At 66.8% G+C, this 25,971-nt stretch carries 21 protein-coding genes and 1 pseudogene; 16 read left to right on the top strand and 6 right to left on the bottom strand.

Annotated features, from left to right (window positions below; translation table 11 throughout):
- A pseudogene (locus FHD67_RS20390) lies at nt 1-1,249 on the top strand (hypothetical protein); the annotation flags it as partial.
- Between the two features lie 6 nt (nt 1,250-1,255).
- Here FHD67_RS20390 and FHD67_RS06535 read toward each other — a convergent pair.
- On the bottom strand, nt 1,256-2,263 hold the full coding sequence (locus FHD67_RS06535) for a TraB/GumN family protein (RefSeq protein ID WP_139598223.1): 1,008 nt from the start codon (nt 2,261-2,263) through the stop codon (nt 1,256-1,258).
- A gap of 184 nt (nt 2,264-2,447) precedes the next feature.
- On the opposite strand from FHD67_RS06535, the gene FHD67_RS06530 reads away from it, so the two are divergent.
- Both FHD67_RS06530 and groL read left to right on the top strand, forming a co-directional pair.
- Nucleotides 2,448-2,735, top strand: coding sequence for a co-chaperone GroES (locus FHD67_RS06530; RefSeq protein ID WP_139598222.1), 288 nt, complete (start codon nt 2,448-2,450; stop codon nt 2,733-2,735).
- Nucleotides 2,736-2,780: 45 nt separating this feature from the next.
- A complete protein-coding gene (gene groL / locus FHD67_RS06525; protein ID WP_045999090.1) occupies nt 2,781-4,427 on the top strand; it encodes a chaperonin GroEL in 1,647 nt (548 codons plus the stop codon).
- Between the two features lie 81 nt (nt 4,428-4,508).
- On the opposite strand, the gene FHD67_RS06520 is transcribed toward groL, so the two are convergent.
- The 4 genes from FHD67_RS06520 to FHD67_RS06505 are packed head-to-tail and all read right to left on the bottom strand — an operon-like array spanning nt 4,509 to nt 10,201.
- Nucleotides 4,509-6,032, bottom strand: a complete 1,524-nt coding sequence (locus tag FHD67_RS06520) for a Ppx/GppA family phosphatase (protein WP_127898616.1) — start codon at nt 6,030-6,032, stop codon at nt 4,509-4,511.
- A gap of 54 nt (nt 6,033-6,086) precedes the next feature.
- Nucleotides 6,087-8,252, bottom strand: coding sequence for an RNA degradosome polyphosphate kinase (locus FHD67_RS06515; RefSeq protein WP_045981326.1), 2,166 nt, complete (start codon nt 8,250-8,252; stop codon nt 6,087-6,089).
- A gap of 28 nt (nt 8,253-8,280) precedes the next feature.
- A complete protein-coding gene (locus tag FHD67_RS06510) occupies nt 8,281-8,985 on the bottom strand; it encodes a P-loop NTPase family protein (RefSeq protein WP_331497796.1) in 705 nt (234 codons plus the stop codon).
- 4 nt (nt 8,986-8,989) lie between these two features.
- Nucleotides 8,990-10,201: an AI-2E family transporter gene (locus tag FHD67_RS06505; protein ID WP_064503533.1), complete on the bottom strand. Its 1,212-nt coding sequence runs from the start codon at nt 10,199-10,201 to the stop codon at nt 8,990-8,992.
- A 129-nt stretch (nt 10,202-10,330) separates the two neighbouring features.
- Between FHD67_RS06505 and proS the strand changes: the two genes are divergently transcribed.
- The 6 genes from proS to FHD67_RS06475 all read left to right on the top strand — a co-directional run bounded on the left by proS (nt 10,331) and on the right by FHD67_RS06475 (nt 17,400).
- On the top strand, nt 10,331-11,692 hold the full coding sequence (gene proS, locus FHD67_RS06500; protein WP_127898619.1) for a proline--tRNA ligase: 1,362 nt from the start codon (nt 10,331-10,333) through the stop codon (nt 11,690-11,692).
- Nucleotides 11,693-12,136: 444 nt separating this feature from the next.
- The gene (locus FHD67_RS06495) at nt 12,137-13,321 is read left to right on the top strand and encodes an ABC transporter substrate-binding protein (protein WP_045999611.1); all 1,185 of its coding nucleotides are present in this window, start codon (nt 12,137-12,139) and stop codon (nt 13,319-13,321) included.
- Nucleotides 13,322-13,435: 114 nt separating this feature from the next.
- A complete protein-coding gene (locus FHD67_RS06490) occupies nt 13,436-14,218 on the top strand; it encodes an ABC transporter ATP-binding protein (RefSeq protein WP_045981209.1) in 783 nt (260 codons plus the stop codon).
- Entirely contained in the window at nt 14,215-15,042 is an 828-nt protein-coding gene (locus tag FHD67_RS06485) for an ABC transporter ATP-binding protein (protein WP_084693643.1), read from the top strand. Before FHD67_RS06490 ends, FHD67_RS06485 begins: the two co-directional genes overlap by 4 nt.
- Nucleotides 15,043-15,045: 3 nt before the next feature.
- On the top strand, nt 15,046-16,053 hold the full coding sequence (locus tag FHD67_RS06480; RefSeq protein WP_139598221.1) for a branched-chain amino acid ABC transporter permease: 1,008 nt from the start codon (nt 15,046-15,048) through the stop codon (nt 16,051-16,053).
- Nucleotides 16,054-16,065: 12 nt separating this feature from the next.
- The gene (locus tag FHD67_RS06475; RefSeq protein WP_139598220.1) at nt 16,066-17,400 is read left to right on the top strand and encodes a branched-chain amino acid ABC transporter permease; all 1,335 of its coding nucleotides are present in this window, start codon (nt 16,066-16,068) and stop codon (nt 17,398-17,400) included.
- Between the two features lie 46 nt (nt 17,401-17,446).
- Here the strand turns inward: FHD67_RS06475 and FHD67_RS06470 are convergent, their stop codons facing one another.
- The gene (locus tag FHD67_RS06470) at nt 17,447-17,959 is read right to left on the bottom strand and encodes a CAP domain-containing protein (RefSeq protein ID WP_139598219.1); all 513 of its coding nucleotides are present in this window, start codon (nt 17,957-17,959) and stop codon (nt 17,447-17,449) included.
- Between the two features lie 123 nt (nt 17,960-18,082).
- On the opposite strand from FHD67_RS06470, the gene guaA reads away from it, so the two are divergent.
- From guaA to FHD67_RS06435, 7 genes are all read left to right on the top strand, one after another.
- A complete protein-coding gene (gene guaA / locus FHD67_RS06465) occupies nt 18,083-19,642 on the top strand; it encodes a glutamine-hydrolyzing GMP synthase (RefSeq protein ID WP_139598218.1) in 1,560 nt (519 codons plus the stop codon).
- A 75-nt stretch (nt 19,643-19,717) separates the two neighbouring features.
- Entirely contained in the window at nt 19,718-21,238 is a 1,521-nt protein-coding gene (locus tag FHD67_RS06460; protein ID WP_139598217.1) for a cryptochrome/photolyase family protein, read from the top strand.
- A 62-nt stretch (nt 21,239-21,300) separates the two neighbouring features.
- Nucleotides 21,301-22,098: a GNAT family N-acetyltransferase gene (locus tag FHD67_RS06455; protein WP_139598216.1), complete on the top strand. Its 798-nt coding sequence runs from the start codon at nt 21,301-21,303 to the stop codon at nt 22,096-22,098.
- Between the two features lie 70 nt (nt 22,099-22,168).
- Nucleotides 22,169-23,989, top strand: a complete 1,821-nt coding sequence (locus tag FHD67_RS06450; protein ID WP_139598215.1) for a M3 family oligoendopeptidase — start codon at nt 22,169-22,171, stop codon at nt 23,987-23,989.
- A gap of 58 nt (nt 23,990-24,047) precedes the next feature.
- Nucleotides 24,048-25,229, top strand: coding sequence for a dipeptidase (locus FHD67_RS06445; RefSeq protein ID WP_139598214.1), 1,182 nt, complete (start codon nt 24,048-24,050; stop codon nt 25,227-25,229).
- 9 nt (nt 25,230-25,238) lie between these two features.
- On the top strand, nt 25,239-25,622 hold the full coding sequence (rbsD, locus tag FHD67_RS06440) for a D-ribose pyranase (RefSeq protein WP_139598213.1): 384 nt from the start codon (nt 25,239-25,241) through the stop codon (nt 25,620-25,622).
- Between the two features lie 63 nt (nt 25,623-25,685).
- Nucleotides 25,686-25,832: an entericidin A/B family lipoprotein gene (locus FHD67_RS06435; protein WP_064503532.1), complete on the top strand. Its 147-nt coding sequence runs from the start codon at nt 25,686-25,688 to the stop codon at nt 25,830-25,832.
- Nucleotides 25,833-25,971: the final 139 nt, after the last annotated feature.

Here is a 25,971-nt window from a genome sequence, read left to right as displayed (position 1 = left end):
GGCGCAGACCACCGCCACCCCGGCGGCACGTCCGCCCAGCCCGGCCCAAGCGCGTCCCGCCCCGGCCCGGCCTGCGGCCGAGGCTGCCGCTGCCCCGGCACAACCGTCAGCCCGCCCGCCCTCGCGCCCCGACCGGCTGTCCCTGCTGGACGAAGGCAGCGCGCCCGAGCAGACCGCGGCGCTGACGCAGGCGGAACGCGACCTGATCATCAGTCAGCTGCGCGATCTGCGGACCGCGCAGGCAGGCAACGCGCCGCTGAGCCAGGCCGAGCGCGGCTTGGTGTTCCAACTGGCAGACGCCCGGCCCACGCGCCGGCCGGTCTCTGTGCGCGCACCGTCGCAACAGGCGGTGCAGGACGCCGTGGCACAGGCCGTCGATGCCGCCCGCCCCGCCCCGCGGGCCAGTGCGGCGGCCAGTCTTGCCGCTCCCCGTCCCGCGGCCCTCGATCCCGGCCCCACCGCCGCACCGTCGGGCGCCATCCTGCGGTCAGCCCGCCCGAACAGCCGGCCCGGCACGCGCACCGTGGCCAGCCCCGCGGTGTCGGAGCAGGCCGTGGAGGATGCCATCGCATCGGCCATCGGCAACAGCCCTGCCGCGCCCGGCGCGGTGGCGCTGACCGCGCTGACATCGTCGGCCATTCCGCCGCGCCGTGCCGGTGGCGCCGCCGTCAATGCGATGGTGGCCACGGCCGCCCCGGTCGCCGCGGCCCTGTCGCCGTCGTCGCCCGACCTGCGCGCCGCAGCCGAGGCACAGTCGGCCGAGGCCGCGATCGCCGAACAGCGCCGGCAGGATGCCGAATTGCAGGCCCAGGCCGAGGCGCGCGCCCGGTCACAAGCCGCAGCCGACGCCCGGGCCGAAGCCCAGGCCCGCGCCCAAGCCGAAGCCCGTGCCCGCGCCCAGGCCCAGGCCGAGGCGCAGGCCGCCGCATCGCGCAACCAGCAGTACCGCCCGCCCGAGGTCGACAGCGAGCCCGAGGTCATGGCCGCCGTCCCGCAGAACGCCATCGGCAATGCCGCCGCCAGCGCCACTGTCAAGGACGGCATCCAGCTGAGCAGCACCCAGATCATCGGCACGATCGGCGCGGGCCGGGCAAGCCGGGCATTGGTCCGCCTGTCCAACGGTCGCGTGCTGACGCTGCGCATCGGCGACCGCATCAACGGCGGCACCATCAGCGAGATCGGCGACAGCCGCATCACCTATCAAAAACAGGGCCGTGCCCACGCGCTTGGCGTCCTGAACGGCCAATAGATCCGGTCACCCGTCCAGACGGGTGATCGTGAAGCCCTCGTCCTGCAGCAGCGACAGGACCCCCGCCTCTCCGGGCAGGTGCAGCGCACCGAAGGCTGCGACAATTCCCTCATCCCCGGCCTTGGCGGCACCTTCCAGCAGCGGTGCGATCCACGCGCGGTTGCGATCGTCCATCAGCCGGGTCTGGGCCAGGTCCATCTGGCGATCGACCTCTTTCCTGGACAATCCGGAATTGGCATAGGCGTCGAAACGACCGAACTCCCAGATCTTCCAGACATCCCCGTCGAAATAGGCATCCGTCAGCGTCACCGCGTAATCGTCGGCATAGCTGGCCGCCGGCAGGCTTGCGCGGATCATGTCCAGCTCCTGTTCGGGCGTCAGGCCCTCGAACAGGCCGAAGATGGTGTCCCACGGCTCCAGCGAGCGGACGGGCGTGCCCGCGTCCTGCGCCTCGGCCACCAGCAGGTGGTCCAGGCCGCCGGACTCTCCTCCCTGCTCGGCCATGGTGCGGACCATGCAGGGAGAGACGCCCAGCATCAGCGCGACATACCAGGGCCGCATCCGGGCGGTGATGACACCCGGCGTGCCGCGATCCAACATGGCCTGCGACAGCGCATCCCATTCGTCGGGCGACAGGCGTTCCGGCAGGGTGGGCCCGTCGGGATCGACCATCAGGGTCGGATCCTCGGTCAGCGCCTTGGTCAGGCGGGCCTCCTCGGCGGGGGCGGCCTCGACATACAGGGCATGGGCCTGATCTATCAGCGGGCGGACACGCTCGATCATCGGCTGATGGCGCGCATCGCCGAAGTGATAGGTGCCCACCAGCGTGATGCGCTGATCGTCGCGCACGGCCTGGTACAGCAGGCCCTGGCGAAAGGGGACGTCGCGGCTGGCGGCCTCGATCGCCGCGGCGCGTTCGGCGGGCATGGTGTCGAACAGGTTCTGGCCGGTGCAGGCGGCCATCGCGCCATGTCCCGACAGGGCAAACAGGGCGGCGGCAATCGTCAGTCGCATGGGTATCCTTGCTGGTCCGTCAATGGCCGCCAGATTGTCATGTTTGCCCCCCTGCCGCCAGACACCAGACCGCGATGAGCCATTGACAGGCTTGGGCGATTTGCCTATCTAGCCGTCATTGGCACTCGCACCCGGTGAGTGCCAACAAAGCAACACTGCAACCTGAATCAAGGAGTGTTCGACAATGGCATTCAAACCGCTGCATGACCGCGTGCTGGTCCGTCGCGTCCAATCGGAAGAGAAGACCAAGGGCGGCCTGATCATCCCCGACAACGCCAAGGAAAAGCCCGCTGAGGGCGAGATCATTTCCGTGGGCGAAGGCGCGCGTAAGGATTCGGGCGAACTGATCGCTCCGTCGGTTTCGACTGGCGACCGCGTCCTGTTCGGCAAATGGTCGGGCACCGAAGTCACGGTCGACGGCGAAGAGCTGCTGATCATGAAGGAAAGCGACATCCTGGGCGTGCTGAGCTGATCGGCCCCAAGACGCTTCCTTCCCCCAACATTCAGGAGATTTTCCATGGCTGCTAAAGAAGTCAAGTTCGGCACCGACTCGCGCGACCGCATGCTGCGCGGCGTCAACATCCTGGCCGATGCCGTCAAGGTCACGCTTGGTCCCAAGGGCCGCAACGTGGTCATCGACAAGTCGTTCGGCGCGCCCCGCATCACCAAGGACGGCGTGTCGGTCGCCAAAGAGATCGAACTGTCCGACAAGTTCGAGAACATGGGCGCCCAGATGGTCCGCGAAGTCGCTTCGCGCACCAACGACGAGGCCGGTGACGGCACCACCACCGCGACGGTCCTGGCCCAGGCCATCGTCAAGGAAGGCATGAAGGCGGTCGCCGCCGGCATGAACCCGATGGACCTGAAGCGCGGCATCGACCTAGCCACCTCGAAGGTCGTCGAGGCCATCAAGGCCGCCTCGCGCCCGGTGAACGACAGCGACGAAGTCGCGCAGGTCGGCACCATCTCGGCCAACGGCGAAGCCTCGATCGGTCGTCAGATCGCCGACGCGATGCAGAAAGTCGGCAACGAGGGTGTCATCACCGTCGAAGAGAACAAGGGGATGGAGACCGAGGTCGAAGTCGTCGAAGGCATGCAGTTCGACCGCGGCTACCTGTCGCCCTACTTCGTGACCAACCCCGACAAGATGGTCGCCGATCTGGAAGACGCCTACATCCTGCTGCACGAGAAGAAGCTGTCGTCGCTGCAGCCGATGGTTCCGCTGCTGGAAGCCGTCATCCAGTCGGGCAAGCCGCTGGTCATCATCTCGGAAGACGTCGAGGGCGAGGCTCTGGCCACGCTGGTCGTCAACAAGCTGCGCGGCGGCCTGAAGATCGCTGCCGTCAAGGCACCGGGCTTTGGTGATCGTCGCAAGGCGATGCTGCAGGATCTAGCGATCCTGACCGGCGGTCAGGTCATCAGCGAAGACCTGGGCATGAAGCTGGAGAATGTCGGCATCGACATGCTGGGCCGCGCCAAGAAGATCACGATCAACAAGGACACCACCACCATCGTCGATGGCGCCGGTGACAAGGCCGAGATCGAGGCACGCGTCAGCCAGATCCGTCAGCAGATCGAGGAAACCACCTCGGACTACGACAAGGAGAAGCTGCAGGAGCGCGTGGCCAAGCTGGCCGGCGGTGTTGCCGTGATCCGCGTCGGCGGCATGTCCGAAATCGAGGTCAAAGAGCGCAAGGACCGCGTCGATGACGCGCTGAACGCGACCCGTGCAGCTGTCCAGGAAGGCGTTGTCGTCGGCGGCGGCGTGGCTCTGGTGCAGGGCGGCAAGGTTCTGGAAGGCCTGACCGGTGCAAACAGCGACCAGGACGCAGGCATCGCCATCGTCCGCCGCGCGCTGGAGGCCCCGATGCGCCAGATCGCCGAAAACGCAGGCGTCGACGGCGCCGTCGTGGCCGGCAAGGTCCGCGAGTCGACCGACAAGTCGTTCGGCTTCAACGCCCAGACCGAGGAATATGGCGACATGTTCAAGTTCGGCGTGATCGACCCCGCAAAGGTCGTCCGCACCGCGCTGGAAGACGCATCGTCGGTGGCCGGCCTGCTGATCACGACCGAAGCCATGATCGCCGAGAAGCCCGAGCCCAAGGGCCAGGGCGGTGCCGGCGGCGGCATGCCCGACATGGGCGGCATGGGCGGGATGATGTAATCATCCCCCTGCCCCTTGGCAGAACAGGAAAGGGCGCCCCGCGGGGCGCCCTTTTCGCATCCGGCAGTGCCGACGGCCCGTCTACTTGACGATGCCGACGACGCCGATCGACTTGCACAGCGACAGAAAGCGCGACTGCGCGACCTCGCCCATCAGGTGACGGCCGGTGGATGTCAGGCGCAGCTCCAGCGTGCCGGCCGGGGTCAGACGCAGGCTGGCCGCATCGGACGGATCGTCGATCGCGAACATCGCGCCAAAGCGCATTGCCTTGCCCAGGATCTCGGCCGCGCGGATCTCGTCGTCATCCAGCAGCGCGAACAGCGGCGCCATCTGCGATTCCGCACGGTTGTTCTTGTAGCGGTGCAGCAGCGCCAGCCCCAGGAAGATCCGCTCGGGGTGGCTCAGCGCCGCCATGTTGGCGCGCGTGACGTTGTCGAAGCAGGCCTCGGCCCGGTAATCGGGGTGGGCGCGCCATGCGGTGTCGTGCAGCAGGCAGGCCGCCCGCATCAGGCGGTCGCGTTCGGGCGTCAGGTTCGGGAACAGCGGCAGCAGGAACTGGTACAGCTTCTTGCCGAAACCCGGCAGGCGGGCCATCTGCTTTTCGGTGAAGCGCGCCGCCTCGATCAGGGGGTCGCGCTTTCGCAGCGTCGTCGACATGTGCTCATAGAGCAGCCCTTCGCGGATGCCATAGCTGGACACCGCCAGCTCCTTGGGACCGAACACCTCGATCATCTGCGACAGGACCTGCGAGGCCAGCGGCACCAGTTCGATCCGCGAGGCGGAGATGCCGACCTTGGCACGCAACGTGCCCAGGTCGTGCTTGCCGATCCAGGCGACGGTGTCGGCGACCGCGTCGGGGGTCATGCGGTATTCGTGCAGGACGGTCATGGGATAGCCCACGCGCTCCATGTCCAGCCGAGCGATGGCACGCCACGATCCGCCGACCAGATAGATCCGGTCGTGATCGGTGCCCAGCTTTTCGGCCAGCCCCTGCAGGATCGTGGTGATATGCGCGCGCAGCTGATCGGGGGCGACCTGCTGCAGGCGGAACGGGCCCAGCTGCGACGTCACGCGCCGCCCGACCTTGCCGTCTGCGACCTCCGCCAGTTCCATGGAGTTGCCGCCGATGTCGCAGACCAGCCCCTTGGCGTCGGGCCAGCCCAGCAGGACGCCCTGCGCGGACAGCCGGGCCTCCTCCTCTCCGTCAATCACGTGCAGCTTTAGGCCGGTCTCCTTCTCGACGCGGCGCTGGAAGGCGGGGCCGTCCTCGGCCTCGCGCACAGCGGCGGTCGCGACGCAGGTCAGCGGCGCGATGTCCATGCTGCGGGCCAGCGCGGCAAAGCGGGCCAGCGCGGAAAAGCCGCGCTTGATCCCCTCGGGGTTCAGTCGGCCGGTGCGGGCCATGTCCTGGCCCAGACCCGCCATGACCTTTTCGTTGTAGAAATAGGCGGGCGAACGAGCCGCCCCGTCGAACACCACCAGCCGGATCGAGTTCGACCCGACATCCACCACGCCGATCCGCTTGAGGGCCCGCTTGGGCAGCTTGCGGAACTTGCCGCCGAATGGCTCGATCGTCTGGCCGCTTGTCGTGCGTACGCCGTTCATCTTGCAGCCCCTTGTCCTTGGTCGCCCGTTAAGTGGCCCGGCGGGGCCAAACCGTCAATCCGCCGAATGGGTCAGGGCCGGCACGTCACGCGCGCCCGCCGTTCCCCGTCCCGACAAGGACGGGTTTTCCATGAAGAAGCGATGACAGTTGAACAGATCGTCACGCCCCTCGGGCAGGTAACGCAGGAAACGGCCATCCGGCTGCAACAACCAGCTTTGCGCCTCGTCGGCCATGTTGGCGGCCATGACCTGGTTGACGATCTGCGCCTTGACCGTGTCGTTCACGCATTCGACCAGAGTCTCGACCCGGCGGTTCAGGTTGCGGTCCATCCAGTCGGCCGAACTGATGAACACCCGCGCCTTGGGCGACGGCATGCCGTGGCCGGACCCGAAACACACGATCCGGCTGTGTTCCAGATAACGCCCGACGATCGACTTCACACGAATATTCTCTGACAACCCCTTGATCCCGGGCCTGATTCCGCAAATGCCGCGGACGATCAGGCTGATGCGGACACCTGCGGCGCTGGCGGCATACAGTGCCTCGATCACGTCCTTCTCGATCAGCGAGTTCATCTTGGCCCAGATCGCGCCGGGGCGGCCCTGGCGTGCATATTCGGCCTCGCGGCCGATCAGGTCGATCAGCCGCGATTTCAGGTCGATCGGAGAGATCGACAGGTTCTCCAGCCCTGCGGGCTGCACATAGCCGGACAGATAGTTGAAGACCTTGGTCGCGTCCCGGCCAAGCGCCGGGTTGCAGGTGAACAGCGACAGGTCGGTATAGATGCGCGCGGTGATCGGGTGATAGTTCCCGGTCCCGTAGTGGGTATAGGTCACCAGGCCCTCGCCCTCGCGTCGTACGATGGTGCTGATCTTGGCGTGAGTCTTGTAGTTCACAAAGCCATAGACGACATGCGCGCCCGACCGTTCCAGCCGGCGCGACTGGCGGATGTTGGCGGCCTCGTCGAAGCGGGCCTTGAGTTCGACCAGCGCGGTCACCGACTTGCCGGCCTCGGCCGCCTCGCACAGCGCATCGACGATGGGGCTGTCGCGGCTGGTGCGGTACAGCGTCTGCTTGATCGCCAGCACGTCCGGGTCGCGCGCCGCCTGTGCCAGATAGCGCACGACCATGTCGAAGGTCTCGTAGGGATGATGCAGCAGCATGTCCTTCTGGCGGATCGCCGCGAACATGTCGCCGTCATGGTCCTGGATCCGCTCGGGGACACGGGGGGTGAAGGCGGGCCACATCAGGTCGCGGCGGCTGTCCAGCACCAGCTCGCGCAGATCGGCCATGCCCAGCAGGCCCTCGACCTCGATCACCTCGTCGGGGCTGACCTCCAGCTCCTCCATGATCAGGCGGCGCAGGCGGTCGGGGGCGCCGGCGGTGATCTTCAGACGGATGACGCTGCCGCGACGGCGCCGCTTCAGCGCGGTCTCGAACTCGCGGACCAGGTCCTCGGCCTCCTCCTCGACCTCCAGATCGCTGTCGCGCAGCACGCGAAAGCTGCAATGGCCCGTATCGCGATAGCCGGGAAACAGGCTGGACAGATGCATCAGCAGCAGATCCTCCAGCCGCAGGAACCGCTGCCCGCCCGGCAGGGGCACGAACCGCGGCAGCTGCGCGGGGATCGGCAGCAGCGCCTGCATCTTGCGGCCATCGGTCTCGCGCGCCAGCTCCAGCGCCAGCGAAAAGCCCGCGTTCGGGATGAACGGGAACGGGTGGGCGGGGTCGATGGCCAAGGGCGACAGGACCGGAAAGACGAGGTTCTGGAAATGGCCGTTCAGGAACTCCTCCTCGGCGCGGGTCAGGCGCTGGCGGGACAGGATGACGATGCCCGCCTGCTCCATCTCCTTGCGCAGCGTGTTCCAGACGCCCTGCTGCGCGCCCATCAGGCGGCGCGCGTCGGCGTTGATCAGGGCCAGCTGTTCCGCCGGGGTCAGGCCGTCATCCGAGGGCGTGGTGCTGCCCTCGCGTACCAGTTCGCGCAGGCCGGCCACGCGGACGGTGTAGAACTCGTCCAGGTTCGTGGCGCTGATCGACACGAAGCGCAGGCGCTCCAGCAGCGGCACGCGGGGATTGCGCGCCTCGTCCAGGACGCGCCAGTTGAACGACAGCCAGGACAGCTCGCGGTTGAAGAACCGCGCGGCGCCTTCGGGAACGCCCTCGGGCAGGGTCTTGGGTTCGGGAAACGGCGTGCGAAGAAAATCGGCTTGGGTCATGATCGTCCGGCGGCTGGCGTGGACGCGATCATGCGTCACCCTCGGACAGCTTGTCCAGCAGGTCGGCCGCGATCCGGCGGGTCACCGGGCCCTTCTGCGCCATGGCCGCATGGTCCATCGCCGCGACCAGCCGACGCGCCAGGCCCAGGTCGCGATCCATGTGCAGCACCAGCCAGTCGATCAACCCCGCAGGCACGGCCAGCTGGCGATCCGCGAACAGCTTGACCAGTACCGCGGCCATCAGTGCCTCGTCCGGCGACCCAAGCCGCACCTGCGGCATGGCGTCCATGCGCGACCGCAGATCGGGCAGCACCAGTCCCCAGTCCCGCGGCGGCGTCCGTGCGGTCAGCAGCAGCAGGCAGTCGCGGGGTCCGCACAGGTTCCACAGATGGAACAGCGCCTGTTCAGCCCCCGCGGCAAAGCCCGCGTGGTCGGCATCCTCGACCACCACGGCGCCGCCGTCGGCGGCCAGCAGATCGGCGGCATCGGGGCGCAGGGCCGAGGCGCTGATGCGGCGCGCGCCGTTCTCGGCCGCCCAGAAGGCCGCCAGATGGGTCTTGCCCGACCCTTCGGGCCCGATCAGCAGCATCCGCCCCGCGGGCCAGTCCTGGGGGCGGTCCAGCGCCTTGAGCGCGGCATGGTTGGCAGGCGCGGGCAGGAAATCCGCCCGCGCATGGGCGGGTGGCGTGGTCAGGTCCAGCGTCAGCTGGCGCGAGGGCGGAAACAGGCTCAACCCGTCAGCCTTGCAGGTCGCGGCGCGCCAGGTTTTCCTGCATGGCCTCGATCTGCTGCTGGCTGCGGGCGCGGTCGGCATCCATCCGCGCGGTGCGCATCCGTGCGGCCACGGTGCCCGCGGGCACCATCTCGACCAGGATCGGCTGCGACGGTTCCGCCGGCAATGCCTGCCCCGTGAACAGCGAGCTTTCGCGATAGCGCGCGATCAGGAACCGCGCCAGCACCCCCAGCGCCGCCGCCATCGGCACCGCCATGACCAGACCGACAAAGCCGAACAGCGCGCCGAAGACCGACAGCGCCAGAAGCAGCCAGACCGGATGCAGGCCGACATGGCCGCCGACGATCTTGGGCTGCAGATAGTTGCCCTCGACGATCTGGCCCAAGGCAAAGATCGCCACGACCGCGCCGATCCACAGCGGATCGCCCCAGAAGCTGAACAACGCCACGCCGATGGCCGTCGCGCCCCCGATCAGCACCCCGACATACGGGATGAAGGACAGGACCGCCGCCATGATCCCGATGAAGAAGCCGAAGGGAAGGCCCACCAGCATCAGCGCCAGCGCGTACCACGTCCCCAGGATGGCGATCACGACCCCCTGCCCGCGCAGGAATCCGGACAGCGCGTCGTCGATCTCGGCGGCAAGCTGGCGGATGGTCGCCGCATGTTCGCGCGGCAGCAGGTCGTCGATGGCCGCGACCAGGTGATCCCAGTCCAGCAGCAGATAGAACGCGACCACCGGCACGATGACCAGCAGCGCCACGGTCCCCAGCACGCCGGTGACCGATCCCAGGACGGTCGATGCCAGCCGCGCGGCCTGATCACCCATCGTCGCCTGCAGGTCGGTCAGCGTCTGCTGCAGACCGTCGCCCTGCGGGATCAGGTTGGGAAAGCGCGTGTCCAGGAAACCCCGCGCCTGGCTGATCATTTCCGGCGCGGTCTCGATCAGGGCGGTGGCCTGGCGCACCAAGATCGGCATGACCAGCAGAACGATGGCGACGAAGGCCAGCACGACCGCAAAGGTGATCACCACCACGGACATGGTGCGCGACAGGCCCGCGCGCTCCAGACGGTCGGCAAGCGGGTCCAGAAGATAGGCGATGCCCGCCCCCAGGATGAACGGCAGGACGGCCTGCCCCAGCAGCCACAGCGTCACCAGCAACGTCAGCGCCGCGATGCCCCACCACATGACCTGCTTGCGTACGGGGATGCGCATGGTTCGACCCTTGTCCAGAAACCTGCGGCGAATGTGCCGCCCCGTGCGTCTGGTTGCAAGCGCGATGCTTGGCAAGGCCGGACCGATCCGGTAACGCTGCGGACCGAACCGCTTTGAAGGACCCGTGCCATGCGTCTGTCGCGCTATTTCCTGCCCGTGCTGAAGGAAGACCCCAAAGAGGCGCAGATCGTCAGCCACCGGCTGATGCTGCGCGCGGGCATGATCAAGCAGCAGACGGCGGGCATCTATTCCTGGCTGCCGTTGGGCTTCAAGGTGCTGCGGCGCATCGAGCAGATCGTGCACGAGGAGCAGGCCCGCGCCGGTCACATCCCGATGCTGATGCCCACGTTGCAGCCCGCCGACCTGTGGCGCGAAAGCGGCCGCTATGACGACTATGGCGAGGAGATGCTGCGCATCAAGGACCGCAACAAGCGCGACCTGCTGTACGGCCCCACGAACGAGGAGATGATCACCGACATCTTCCGCAGCCATGTCGGCAGCTACAAGGATCTGCCGCTGACGCTGTACCACATCCAGTGGAAGTTCCGCGACGAGATCCGTCCACGCTTCGGCGTGATGCGTGGCCGCGAGTTCCTGATGAAGGACGGCTACAATTTCGACCTGACCAAGGAAGACGCGCTGCACGCCTACAACCGCCACCTGGTCAGCTATCTGCGCAGCTATGAGCGGATGGGCCTGCAGGCGATCCCGATGCGCGCCGATGGCGGCCCGATCGGCGGCGATTACACCCACGAATTCCTGGTCCTGGCCGAGACCGGGGAATCCGAGGTGTTCTATGACAGCCAGATCACCGACCTGACCTTTGGCGACCGGGACATCGATTATGACAGCGTCGAGGAATGCCAGGCCGTGCTGGAGGAGTTCACCAGCCGCTATGCCCGCACCGACGAGACGCATGACGAGGCCGTCTATGCCCAGGTCCCCGAGGAACGCCGCCGCACCGCGCGCGGCATCGAGGTCGGGCAGATCTTCTATTTCGGGACCAAGTATTCCGAACCGATGGGCGCGATGGTCCGCAACTCGGACGGTGCGCAGGTTCCCGTGCACATGGGCAGCCACGGCATCGGCGTGTCGCGCCTGCTGGGCGCGATCATCGAGGCGAACCACGACGACAAGGGCATCATCTGGCCCGAGGGCGTGACCCCCTTCCACGTCGGCATCGTCAACCTCAAGCAGGGCGACAATTCCACCGACGCCGCCTGCGACGCGATCTATGCCGAACTGCAGGCCCGCGGCCTGGACCCACTGTACGACGACCGGGACGAACGCGCCGGGGCAAAGTTCGCCTCGATGGACCTGATCGGACTGCCCTGGCGCATCACGGTCGGTCCGCGCGGCCTGACCAGCAACAAGGTCGAGCTGACCAGCCGCCGCACCGGCCAGACCGAGGAGGTCTCTCCGCAGGAGGCCATCGCCCGGATCGCGCAGATCTATCAGCCCGTGTTGGGCGTGACGGTCGCGGACAAGTAGGCCGAAACGGACGGTCGCCGCCGCGCTTCATCGCAAGCGTCGTGGCGACCGACCACCCGTGCATTGCCCCTCTGTGTTGGTCCGCCATCGGGGGCATGGTTGACAGGATGACCAGTGCGGATGTCAGGTTCGAACATGGCATTTTCAGGGACGTAACCGCTGCGCAAGTTGGGCGGATGCTATTCGACATCGGCGATGACATCCGACGTCCCTGAACCCCGTGAAACGCCGGCAATACCATTCGGAACGGGATGACCACGGCGACGGCCGGCCGTCCCAAAGCCGTCTTGAAGCGAAGGGCGATCAGGCGGTCCAAAGTTGCCCCTGCGTCACACGTCAACCTGTCCAAAAACCATGCAAATACGCGCGACAACGCACTTTCTTTTTGAATGTTGCGCTTCTAACCTGACGCGCAGGACAATGTTCCAACTGGGAGACTTCCACATGAAAAAGCTTCTTCTCGCGACCGCCGCCGGGGCGCTGATGGCCGGTGCCGCGGGCGCCGAAGAAATCAAGCTGGGCATCTCGCTCGGCTTCACCGGTCCGCTGGAATCGATGGCACCCGCAATGCAGCAGGGCGCCGAGATGGCCATGAAGGAGGTCAGTGATTCCGGCCTTCTGCTGGACGGGTCGACCGTTGTGGCGGTCACGGGCGACAGCACCTGCATCGACGCCGCTGCGGCGACCGCGACCGTCGAGCGTCTGATCGCATCCGAAGGCATCAAGGGCCTGATCGGCGGCATGTGCTCGGGCGAGACCATCGCCTCGCTGGAGAACGTCGCAAAGGCGAACGGCATCGTGATGATCTCTCCGTCGGCCACCTCGCCCGCGCTGACCGACATCGAGGATGACGGACTGTTCTTCCGCACCGCCCCGTCGGATGCCCGCCAGGGCGAGGTGATGGCCCAGATCATCGCCGACCGCGGCATCGAAACCGTCGCCGTGACCTACACGAACAACGACTATGGCAAGGGCTTGGCGGACAGCTTTGCCGCGGCCTTTACCGCCAATGGCGGCACCGTGACCGTCAACAGCGCGCATGACGACGGCAAGGCCGACTATTCGGCCGAGATCGCGGCCCTGTCGGCCGCGGGCGGCGATGCGCTGGTCGTGGTGGGCTATGTCGACCAGGGCGGTTCGGGCATCGTGCGCGGCGCGCTGGACAGCGGCGCCTTCGAGACCTTCGTGTTCCCGGACGGCATGGTCGGCCAAGCGCTGGAGGACAACTTCGGGTCGGAGATCGAGGGCAGCTTCGGTCAGAACCCCGCAGCCGAGGGCGAAGGCCGCGAGGCCTATCTGGCGATGGCCGAGACCGCGGGCTTTGACGGCTCGGGCGCCTTTTCGGCCGAGGCCTATGACGCGGCGGCGCTGATGCTGCTGGCGATGGCCAAGTCCAAGTCGTCGGACCCGGCGGTCTACAAGGAGCACATCATGGACGTGGCCAACGGCCCCGGCGAGGAGATCCTGCCGGGCGAATTGGCCAAGGCGCTGGAGATCATCAACGGCGGCGGCGACGTCGATTATGTCGGCGGCACCTCGGTCGAGCTGGTGGGTCCGGGCGAATCCGCGGGCACCTTCCGCGAGATCCAGTTCACCGACGGCAAGCTGGAAGTGGTCGGCTATCGCTGATCGCAGACCTGAACAGGCGGCCCGGCACCATCTTGGTGCCGGGCCGTTTTGCAAAGATAACAGCCGCTTGACGGCACATCTTCACCAGGAATGTGAAGACAGGGAAGGTGACGCATGATCCGTGTCGAGGATCTTCACAGACATTTCGGCGGCTTTCGCGCCGTGGACGGCGCCAGCCTGACGATCGAGACCGGCTCGATCACCGGGCTGATCGGGCCGAACGGCGCGGGCAAGTCGACGCTGTTCAACGTGATCGCGGGCGTGCTGCCCCCGACATCGGGCCGCGTCTTCATGGACGGCGAGGACATCAGCGGCCTGCCGCCGCACGAGCTGTTTCACAAGGGCCTGCTGCGCACCTTCCAGCTGGCGCATGAGTTCAGCTCGATGACCGTGCGCGAGAACCTGATGATGGTCCCTGGCGCGCAATCCGGAGAGACGATCTGGAAGACCTGGTTCCAGCGCGGCCGGATCGAGCGCGAGGAGGCCGAACTGAAGCGCAAGGCGGATGAGGTTCTGGACTTCCTGACCATCCGCCACCTGACCCATGAGAAGGCCGGCAACCTGTCCGGCGGCCAGAAGAAGCTGCTGGAGCTGGGCCGCACGATGATGGTCGACGCCAAGATCGTCTTCCTGGACGAGGTCGGCGCGGGCGTGAACCGCACCCTGCTGATGACCATCGCCGACGCGATCATCCGTCTGAACAAGGAACGCGGCTATACCTTCTGCGTGATCGAGCATGACATGGATTTCATCGGCAAGCTGTGCGACCCGGTGATCGTGATGGCCGAGGGCAAGGTTCTTGCCAAGGGCAGCGCCCAGGACATCATGAAGAACGAGGCGGTGATCGAGGCCTATCTGGGCACCGGCCTGAAGAACAAGGACATGGTGGGCGCATGAGCGACGCAGGCTTTGGCAATCGCGGCAACCGCGACGCCTCGGTGGTGAACATCAAGGGGATGGGCCAGATCGACGGCACACGGCGGTCCGGACCGGTGGGCGCCGGTCGCGCGGGCGATCCATTTCTGATCGGCGAGGCGATGACAGGCGGGTACGGCAAGGGCGCCGACATCCTGCACGACTGCACCATCGCGGTCGAACAGGGCCAGATCGCGGTGATCGTCGGCCCCAACGGCGCGGGAAAATCCACGGCCATGAAGGCCATATTCGGCATGTTGAACCTGCGCCAGGGATCGGTGCGGTTGAACGGCCAGGACATCACCGCGCTGAACCCCCAGGACCGGGTCAAGGCGGGCATGGGGTTCGTCCCGCAGGTCAATAACATCTTCCCGTCCATGACGGTCGAGGAAAACCTGGAGATGGGCGCCTATATCCGCCGCGACGATATCCGCGCGACGATGGAGCAGGTCTATGACCTGTTCCCCGCCGTCGCCGCCAAGCGCCGCCAGGCCGCGGGCGAACTGTCGGGCGGGCAACGCCAGCAGGTCGCCGTCGGTCGCGCATTGATGACCCGACCCAAGGTGCTGATGCTGGACGAACCCACCGCGGGCGTCAGCCCCATCGTCATGGACGAGCTGTTCGACCGCATCATCGCCATTGCGCGGGGCGGTCTGCCTGTCCTGATGGTCGAACAGAACGCACGCCAGGCGATGATGATCGCCGACAAAGCCTATGTGCTGGTGCAGGGCGCGAACGCCCATACAGGCACCGGGGCCGACCTGATGCAGAACGACGAGGTGCGTCGCACCTTCCTGGGGGGCTGAGCCGTGGATATCCTGAACGCCCTCGTGGTCTTTCTGAACTTCGTCTTCATCCCGGCCGCCGCCTATGGCGCGCAGCTGGCGCTTGGCGCCCTTGGCGTCACGCTGATCTATGGCATCCTGCGGTTTTCGAACTTCGCGCATGGCGACACCATGGCCTTCGGCACGGGCATCGTGATCCTTCTGACCTGGGGGCTGCAATCCTTGGGCATCAGCGCGGGCCCGCTGCCCACGGCGCTGATCGCCCTGCCCCTTGGCATCGCGCTGACGGCGCTGCTGGTGCTGGGCACCGACCGCGCTGTCTATAAATTCTATCGCCGGCAGAAGGCCGCGCCGATCATCCTGGTGATGGCATCGGTCGGCGTGATGTTCGTGATGAACGGCCTGACCCGCATCCTGATCGGCGTGGACGAGATCCGCTTTGACGACGGCGCGCGCTTCCTGATCGCGGTCCGCGATTTCCGCGAGATGACCGGGCTGGAGGAAGGCCTGGCGCTGCGCTCGACCCAGGCACTGACCGTGGGGGTGGCGCTGATCGTGATGATCGCGCTGTTCTGGTTCCTGAACCGCACGAAGTCGGGCAAGGCCATGCGCGCCTATTCCGACAACGAGGATCTGGCCCTGCTGTCGGGCATCGACCCGGAACGCGTCGTGCGCCTGACCTGGATCATCGCGGCCGCGCTGGCGACCATCGCGGGCACGCTTTACGGGTTGGACAAGTCGTTCAAGGCCTTCAACTATTTTCAGATCCTGCTGCCGATCTTTGCCGCGGCGATCGTCGGGGGCCTGGGCAATCCGCTTGGCGCCATCGCGGGCGGGTTCCTGGTCGCGTTCTCCGAGGTGGCGGTGACCTATCCGTGGGTCAAGGTCGTGGGCTATCTGGCGCCTTGGTACGAACCCGGCGGGCTGATGCAGCTTCTGGGCACGGAATACAAATTCGCGGTCAGCTTCGTGATCCTGATCGTCGTCCTGCTGTTCAAGCCCACCGGCCTGTTCCGCGGCAAATCGGTCTAAGGGGGAAAGATCATGGCAACCAACCGTCAAGCCGCGACATCCGCCAGCCCCTGGCGCGCGCCGATCCTGTTCGGGGTGCTGGCCATCCTGTTCGTGCTGGAGGGCACGGTCCGGAACAGCATGTTCTCGGGCAGCTGGAACACCTCGCTGGCGATCCTGAACATGGGGCTGCTGTCCGCGATCACCGCCCTGGGCGTCAACATGCAATGGGGCTATGCGGGCCTGTTCAACGTGGGCGTCGTGGGCTTTCTGGCGATGGGCGCGCTGGCCCCCGTCCTGGTGTCGCTGCCCCCGGTCGAAGGAGCATGGGCCGCGGGTGGCACGCGGCTGATGCTGGCGCTGGCGGTGGGCGTGGGAACGCTGGCCATGGCCAAGCTGGCTTGGACGCGCACCCGCAGCGGCATCCTGACCGCGGTCGTGCTGATCGGCGGCTTTGTCGCCTATCGCTGGCTGTTCGATCCCGCGGTCATCGCGATCGAGGCGAACAATCCGGCCCGCAACGGCAATATCGGCGGCCTCGGCCTGCCGGTGCTGCTGTCCTGGGCGGTGGGCGGCCTGTTCGCGGCCGCCGCGGCCTGGGCCATCGGCAAGGTCGCCCTGGGCCTGCGGTCCGATTACCTGGCCATCGCCACGCTTGGCATCGGCGAGATCATCGTGGCCGTGATGAAGAACGAGGACTGGCTGGCCCGCGGGGTCAAGAACATCACCTCGATCCCGCGTCCCGTCGCGCAGGAGGTGGCCCTGCAGCGCAATCCGGATTTCGTCGACTTTGCCGCCAGCTGGGGCTTCCCTGCGGCCGAGGCGTCGGGCATCTGGGTCAAGCTGTCCTACATGTCGCTGTTCCTGGTCGTGCTGCTGGTCATCATCCTGCTGGCCGAACTGGCGCTGAAATCGCCCTGGGGCCGCATGATGCGCGCCATCCGCGACAACGAGACCGCGGCCGAGGCGATGGGCAAGGACGTCACCCGCCGCCACCTGCAGGTGTTCATCCTGGGGTCGGCGGTGATCGGGGTCGCGGGCGCGATGATGGTCACGCTGGACGGGCTCTTGGCGCCGACAAGCTATAATCCGCTGCGCTATACCTTCCTGATCTGGGTGATGGTGATCGTCGGCGGGTCCGGCAACAACTGGGGTGCAGTGCTGGGGGCCGTCACCATCTGGTTCCTGTGGATCAAGGCCGAGGTCTGGGGTCCTGCCCTGATCGCCATGCTGACCGGGCCGATGGCCGACGGGCCGGTCAAGGCGCACCTGCTGGACAGCGCGCCGCACATGCGCTTCATCGCGATGGGGGCGGTGCTGCTGCTGGTGCTGCGCTTTGCGCCACGGGGCCTGCTGCCCGAAAAATAGGGCGACATGGGAAAGGGGCGCGGATCACACCGCGCCCCTTGTCCGTTCAGCGGCAGTTGTTGCCCAGGACCGTGCTGTGCCACAGCCGCCCGTCCGCGCCGCGCGCGACCCCGCTGCCGATCTGATAGCTGAGCTGTCCCAGGACCTGTTCCCGCTGCGGGCCGGGGACAAGCCACGCATTGACCGTTCCTTCGGGCGTGCCGCCGGCGCCGACCAGCTGGACCACGCCGCAGGTCGGATAGCCCACGGACCGCGCGCGGTCGACGACGTTCGACCCGTTCGACCCTGCCACGTCCACGCGGCCCATCCGCGCCATGTCGCAGGCATGGGCCAGCGCGATGCGGTCCAGTTCCGCACTGCTGGCCAGTGCGTTCTTGCCCTCGGCCGCGCGGGCGGCGTTGACGGCGGCGGACAGGCGCAGCCCCGCGTCGACCTCTCCGCGGCATTCTGTGGCCAGCGCCTGATCGGCGGGGGCCTGCGGGGCCGTCAGGCCGGGAATCGGCATCTGGCAGGCAGACAGGGCCAGAACGCAGGTGGCGGCAAGGGACAAGCGCTTCATCGGGACATACCTTTTGCACGGATCGGGGTGATTGACCCCGAACGCGCGCGGGTTTCGTCGGTTCCCGCCCGCCCCGGCGCCGAAATGCTTGCAAGGTGCTGAAACCGCGCTTAAAGCGCACCCATGACCCAGCACCAGCGCCTTCTGATCATCGACTTCGGCAGCCAGGTGACGCAGCTGATCGCGCGTCGCCTGCGTGAACTGAACGTCTATTGCGAAATCCACCCGTTCAACACGGTGACCGACGACACGCTGCGCCGGATGGCGCCGCAGGCGATCATCCTGTCGGGCGGCCCCGCCAGCGTCACGACCGACGGCAGCCCGCGCGCGCCCCAGGCCGTGTTCGACATGGGCGTGCCCGTCTTTGGCATCTGCTATGGCCAGCAGGTCATGATGGAGCAGCTGGGCGGCCGGGTCGAGGCCGGGCACCACGCCGAATACGGCCGCGCCTTCATCGCGCCCGCGCCGGGCCACAAGTCCGACGGCATCTTTGCCGGCCTGTTCGACACGGGCCGCGAAGAGGTCTGGATGAGCCATGGCGACCGCGTCACCAGCCTTGCGCCGGGCTTCGAGGTCATCGGCACCTCGCCCAACGCACCCATGGCGATGATCGCGGACGAGGCGCGCCATTTCTATGCCGTCCAGTTCCACCCCGAGGTGCATCACACGCCGAACGGCCGCACCATGCTGGAGAACTTCGTCCGGCTGGCAGGCTTCACCGGCGACTGGACCATGGCCAGCTACAAGGACGAGGCGATCCGCAAGATCCGCGAGACCGTGGGCGACCGCAAGGTCATCTGCGGCCTGTCGGGCGGCGTGGATTCGTCGGTGGCGGCGGTCCTGATCCACGAGGCGATCGGCGACCAGCTGACCTGCGTCTTCGTGGATCACGGGTTGCTGCGGCTGAACGAGGGCGAGGACGTCGTCAAGATGTTCCGCGACAACTACAACATCCCGCTGATCCATGCGAACGAGGCCGACCTGTTCCTGGGATCGCTGGAAGGCGTCAGCGACCCCGAGGTCAAGCGCAAGACCATCGGCCGGCTGTTCATCGACGTGTTCCAGAAATACGCCAGCCAGATCGAGGGCGCCGATTTCCTGGCGCAGGGGACGCTGTACCCGGACGTGATCGAAAGCGTCAGCTTCAGCGGCGGCCCGTCGGTCACGATCAAGTCGCACCACAACGTCGGCGGCCTGCCCGAGAAGATGGGCCTGAAGCTGGTGGAACCCTTGCGCGAACTGTTCAAGGACGAAGTCCGCGAACTGGGCCGCGAACTGGGCCTGCCCGAGAGCTTCATCGGCCGCCACCCCTTCCCCGGCCCTGGCCTTGCAATTCGCTGCCCCGGAGAGATCACCCGCGAAAAGCTGGAGATCCTGCGCAAGGCCGACGCGGTCTTCATCGATCAGATCCGCAAGCACGGTCTGTACGACGAGATCTGGCAGGCCTTCGTGGCGATCCTGCCCGTGCGCACGGTGGGCGTCATGGGCGACGGGCGGACCTATGATTTCGCCTGCGCGCTGCGGGCCGTGACGTCGGTCGACGGGATGACGGCGGACTATTATCCCTTCACCCACGACTTCCTGGGCGAGACTGCGACGCGGATCATCAACGAGGTCAAGGGCATCAACCGTTGCACCTATGACATCACGTCCAAGCCTCCGGGCACGATCGAATGGGAATGACGCGGCACCGCGTCGCATGACATGTCGGGAACGCGCAGGGCAACCTGCGCGTCCTTGTCATTCTGGGGGTGTGGAATGCGTCTGATCCTGGTGCTGGGCGACCAGCTGTCGCCTGACCTGTCAGCGCTGCGCGAGGCGCGCCCCGACGATCTGATCGTCATGGCCGAGGTGATGTCCGAGGCCAGCTATGTCCCCCACCACCCCCAGAAGATCGCCTTCCTGTTCGCCGCGATGCGCAAGTTCGCGGATTGTCTGCGCGAGGCCGGCCACCGCGTCGCCTATGCGACGCTGGACGATCCTGACAACACCCAGTCCATTCCCGGAGAGCTGCTGCGCCATGCCGCGGCGCATGGCGCCGAGCGCGTGATCGCCACGCGGTCCGGGGAATGGCGCCTGATCGCCGCGCTGGACGACCTGCCCGTGCCCGTCACGCAGCTGCCCGATGACCGCTTCATCTGCAGCCAGCCGGAATTCGAAGCCTGGGCCGAGGGCCGCAAGGAATTGCGGATGGAGTGGTTCTATCGCGAGATGCGCCGCAAGACCGGGCTGCTGATGGAGGGCGACCAGCCGATGGGCGGCAAGTGGAACTTCGACCACGACAACCGCAAGCCCGCCCAGGCCGACCTGCTGCGCATCCCCCCGCCCCGGTTCGAACCGGACGCGGTGACCGCCCAGGTTCTGGACCTGGTCGAGGCGCGGTTTCCCGACAGTTTCGGCCGTCTGCGGCCTTTTGGCTATGCCACCGACCGGGCCGGCGCACTGCAGGTCCTGGCGCATTTCATCGACCATGCGCTGGACGAGTTCGGCCCCTATCAGGACGCGATGCTGCAGGACGATCCGTTCCTGCATCATTCGATCCTGTCGCCCTATATCAACGCGGGCCTGCTATCCTCGATGGAGGTGTGTCAGGCCGCCGCTGACGCCCATGCCGCGGGAAAGGTGCGCCTGAATTCTGCGGAAGGATTCATCCGCCAGATCATCGGCTGGCGCGAATACATGCGCGGCATCTATTTCCTGGAAGGCCCTGACTATACCGCGCGCAACGTGCTGGGGCATGACCGCGACCTGCCACCGGTCTACTGGGGTGCGCCCACGCGGATGAACTGCATGGCGCAGGCGGTGGGACAGACCCGCGATCACGCCTATGCGCATCATATCCAGCGGCTGATGGTGACGGGCAACTTCGCCCTGCTGGCGGGGATCGATCCGGCGCAGGTCCATGAATGGTATCTGGCCGTCTATGTCGATGCCTATGAATGGGTCGAGGCACCCAACGTCATCGGGATGAGCCAGTTCGCGGATGGCGGCGTGGTCGGGTCCAAGCCCTATGTCAGTTCGGGCAACTACATCGCCAAAATGTCGGATTATTGTGGCGGATGCGCCTACAAGGTGACGCAGAAGACCGGCCCCGGCGCCTGCCCGTTCAACGTGCTCTATTGGGATTTCATGGTGCGTCATCGCGACCGGTTCCAGTCGAACCCCCGCATCGGGCGCGCCTATGCGACCTGGGACCGGATGGACGCCGACAAGCGCCGCCAGATCCGCAGCGACGCGGCCGCGTTCCTGGACCGCCTGGATGCGGGCGATCCGGTCTGAGCCGCTTGACGCGGGGCTGCCGTGCCGCCACGCTGCCCGCCGATCAGCGAAAGGACCTGCCGATGGATTGCGCCTGCGGCCATGCCCATACCCCCGCCCTGGACCCTTCAGGCACGCCGGTGCCCCTGTCGCCTGCCCCCGTCGCCCTGCACGGACGCCTGATCTGTCACGACACGGCGCAGATGCTGACCGCGCTGGACCTGCTGCAGGATCATGCCGATGCCAGCCGCGCCGAGCCGGGATGCCTGCGCTTTGACATCGCGCAATCCGACGACCCGATGGTCTGGACCCTGTCCGAGGTCTTCGCCGATGAGGACGCGTTCGCGGCGCATCAGGCCCGCACGGCATCCAGCCCTTGGGGCCTGCGCAGCCGCGACATGGGCCGCGATTTTCATCGCCACGCCGCGCAGGTCATGATCCGCCCCGAAGTCCCGTCGGATCACGCCGCCCTGGACGCCTTGTTGGTACGCGCATTCGATGGCCCGGCCGAGGCCCGCCTGCTGCGCGCGCTGCGGGCCGATGGCGATCTGTCCCACGCCCTGGTGGCCCATGTCGAAGGCGTGCCGGTCGGCCTTGTCGCCCTGTCGCCCCTGCAGGCGGCGGAACCCGCATTCGCCTTGGCGCCGCTGGCCGTCCATCCGGCCATGCAGCGGCGCGGCATCGGTCGGGCGCTGATCGATGCCGCACTGCGCGCCGCGACGGGGCCGGTCGTGGTCCTGGGCGATCCCACGGTCTATGCCGGATCGGGTTTCGTCCCCGCGGATCTGGCATCCCCCTATGCGGGGCCTGGCCTGCAGATCCACGGCAGCCTGCCCCCGGGCAGTGCTGTCGTCCATGCCGGGGCCTTTACGGCCCTGTGACGGCGCGCCCCTTGCGGCGCTGCCCGGCAGGGTCCACATCTGACGCCGAAGCATTTTGAAAGGACCCACCATGGCAGGCAACACCGTCTTCGATGCAACCGATCCGGCGCGCGCCAAGGGCGATTTCGGCACCCTGCCCGAATGGGATCTCAGCGACCTCTATACCGCCCCCGACAGCCCCGAACTGACCGCGGACATCGCGCGCATCGAGACGCAGGCGCAGGCCTTTGCCGCCGAATACCAAGGCAGGCTGGCCGACCTGACGCCTGCGCAGATGCTGGAGGCGGTCGAGGCGTTCGAGCAAATCAATATCCTGGCCGGGCGCGTCATGTCCTATATCGGGCTGCGCTATTACCAGAACACTACCGACCCGGTCCGTGCCAAGCAGATGGGCGACCTGCAGGCGCGCATCACCGATCTGACGACGCCGATCATCTTCTTCTCGTTGGAGTTCAACCGCATCCCCGATGCGACCTACGAATCCCTGTTCACCGCCGCGGACGGCCCTGCCCGCTACAAGCCGGTCTTCGACCGGATGCGCGCGATGCGGCCCCACCAACTGTCGGACGAGCTGGAGCAGTTCCTGCACGACACTTCGGTCGTCGGCGCCGCCGCCTGGAACCGCCTGTTCGACGAGACGACCGCAGCCCTGACCTTCGACGTCGACGGAGAGACCCTGGGCCTGGAGGCCACGCTGAACCTGCTGACCGACCACGACCGGGCACGACGCGAGGCCGCCGCCCATGCGCTGGCCAAGGTCTTCACCGCGAATGTCGGGCTGTTCACGCGCATCCACAACACGCTGGCCAAGGAAATGGCGATCGAGGACAAATGGCGCAAGATGCCCACGCCGCAATACGGCCGTCACCTGTCGAACCATGTCGAACCCGAGGTGGTCGAGGCGCTGCGCAATGCCGTCACCGCCGCCTATCCCCGCCTGTCGCACCGCTATTACGCGCTGAAGGCGAAATGGCTGGGGCTGGACAAGCTGCAGGTCTGGGACCGGAACGCGCCGCTGCCGACCGACGCGCCCCGCGTGATCGACTGGCCCGAGGCGCGGTCGACGGTCCTGGACGCCTATGCCGGCTTCTCGCCGGAACTGGCCGAACTGGCCGAACCGTTCTTCGACAGGGGCTGGATCGACGCGGGCGTCAAGCCGGGCAAGGCGCCGGGCGCGTTCGCGCACCCGACCGTCTCGACCGCGCATCCTTATATTCTCCTGAACTATCTGGGCAAACCGCGCGACGTGATGACCTTGGCGCACGAACTGGGCCACGGCGTTCACCAACGTCTGGCCGCCCGTCAGGGGGAGCTGCTGTCCTCGACGCCGCTGACCCTGGCGGAAACCGCGTCTGTCTTCGGAGAGATGCTGACCTTTCGCGCGCTGCTGGCCAAGACCACCGACCCCGCGCAGAAGAAGGCCCTGCTGGCGGGCAAGGTCGAGGACATGATCAACACGGTCGTCCGTCAGATCGCGTTCTATGATTTCGAATGCCGCCTGCACGCCGCCCGCGCCGAGGGAGAACTGACCCCCGACGACATCAACGCGCTTTGGATGGCCGTCCAGCATGAAAGCCTGGGCCCGGTCTTCGAATACATGCCGGGATACGAGACGTTCTGGACCTATGTCCCGCATTTCGTGCATTCGCCCTTCTACGTCTATGCCTATGCCTTCGGCGACGGGCTGGTGAACGCGCTCTATGCCGCCTACGAGGACGGCCTGCCGGACTTTCAGGACAAGTATTTCGACCTGCTGAAGGCGGGCGGCTCCAAGCATCACCGCGAACTGCTGGCGCCGTTCGGCCTGGATGCGTCCGACCCGGCCTTCTGGGACAAGGGCTTGTCCATGATCGAGAGCCTGATCGACCAGCTGGAGGCGCTGGAGGCGTGATCCCGTCTGGCGTCCCCGGTCCGTCGCGCTAGACTGTGCGCAACGGATCGGAGGAGCCATGTGGAAACGGGTGCTGCTGGGGATGGGCGCGGTCCTGGCAATGGGCGTGGCGGGGTTTCTGACCTTCGCCCCGGCCTATGTCGAACGCGGGATGAACCCCGTCACCATGCCGGCAGAAGGCTGGCCGGTCACGGCAGAGGCGCAGGCCCTGCATGACCGGCTGGTGATCGGCGACTGGCATTCCGATGCGCTGTTGTGGGACCGCGACCTGCTGGACCGTGCGGATCGGGGTCATACCGACGTTCCACGTCTGCTGGACGGGAACATGGCGGTGCAGGTCTTCACCACCGTCACGAAAAGCCCCCGCGGCCAGAACTATGACCACAACGCCACCGATACCGGCGACAACATTACGCCCCTGTTCATCGGACAGCTGCGCCCGCCGCGCAGCTGGTTCTCCCTGCGCGAACGGGCGCTAGTGCAGGCGCAAGCGTTGCAGGACGCCGCGGATCGCGCACCTGACCGGCTGCGGGTGATCCGCAGCCGCGCCGATCTGGCCGACCATCTTGCGCGGCGGCAGGCAGGCGCGCAGGTCCTGGGCGCGGTGCTGGGATCGGAAGGCGGTCACCCTCTGGAGGGCGATCCGGCCAATCTGGACGTGCTCTATGACGCGGGCTTTCGGTTGATGGGGCTGACGCATTTCTTCGACAACGAGCTGGGCGGCAGCCTGCACGGAGAGGGCGGCACCGGCGCGGGCCTGTCTGATTTCGGGCGTCAGGTGGCGGACGCGATGATCGCGCGCGGCATGATCATTGACGTCACCCATGCCAGCCCGCAGATGGTGCGCGACGTGCTGGCCATTCCGGGCGCGCGGCCGGTCCTGTCCCATACCGGCATCACCCGCCACTGCCCCAGCCCCCGAAACCTGCCCGACGATCTGGTCGCGGACATCGCGCAGGCGGGCGGGATCATCGGCGTCGGGTTCTGGTCGGACGTGGTCTGCGGATCGACGCCCGCCGACGTGGCCCAAGCCATCGCAGCCGCGATCGAGGTCGCCGGAGAGGACCACGTGTCGCTCGGCTCGGACTGGGACGGGTCAGTCGACACGCCGTTCGACGCCGCCCATCTTTCGGCACTGACCCAGGCCCTGCTTGACCAAGGCCTGTCAGAGGTGCAGATCGCCAAGGTCATGGGGGGCAACATGATGGCCTATCTGGCCGAAACCCTGCCCGAGAACTGAGAGGAACCGATGAAACGCACGACCTTGCTGCATGCCGAATTGTCCGGGCTGATCGCCGCCTTCGGCCATGGCGACATGCTGGTGATAGGCGATGCCGGGCTGCCCGTGCCCGCCGGCGTCCGGGTCATTGACCTGGCCCTGACCCGCGGCATTCCGGGCGTCTTCGATGTGCTGGATGCGGTGCTGGCCGAACTGGTCGTCGAACGTTCGGCGATGGCGACCGAAGCCGCCCCCGACCTGCAGGCCGAATTCGCGCGACGCGACATCGGACCGGTCACCATGCTGTCGCATGACGACTTCAAGGCGGCGTCGCGCCACGCCCGCGCGATCGTGCGGACCGGGGAATGCACCCCCTATGCCAATCTGGCCCTTTACGCCGGCGTGGCGTTTTAGACGGAACCGATGCGCCGATATTGCGTTGCAAGCCCAGATGCTTATCCACAAGGAGACTGAGCGATGCAGAAGAAGATCCTGGGCCTGACCGCCGTTCTGGCCATGATGACGCTGGCCGCCTGCGAAACCGTGCAAGGTGCGGGCCGCGACATCTCGACCGCCGGCGCGGTCGTCCAGCAGGAAAGCGCCGAGGCTCAAGCCGGGATGTGATCCTGATCGATCGGCACGACATGACGGCCCCCCGCAGCCTGCTGCCGGGGGGCTTTCTCATGCGCATCGGGCGTTGGATAAGGAACCCGATGCCGATCTGGTCCGTTTGAACGTATCCCTTAAAGAAACGATGAGGCCA

It is taken from the genome of Paracoccus haeundaensis (genome assembly GCF_006239215.1).
GTDB classification, from domain to species: Bacteria; Pseudomonadota; Alphaproteobacteria; order Rhodobacterales; family Rhodobacteraceae; genus Paracoccus; species Paracoccus marcusii.
This window is presented reverse-complemented; position numbering and strand designations above follow the sequence as displayed.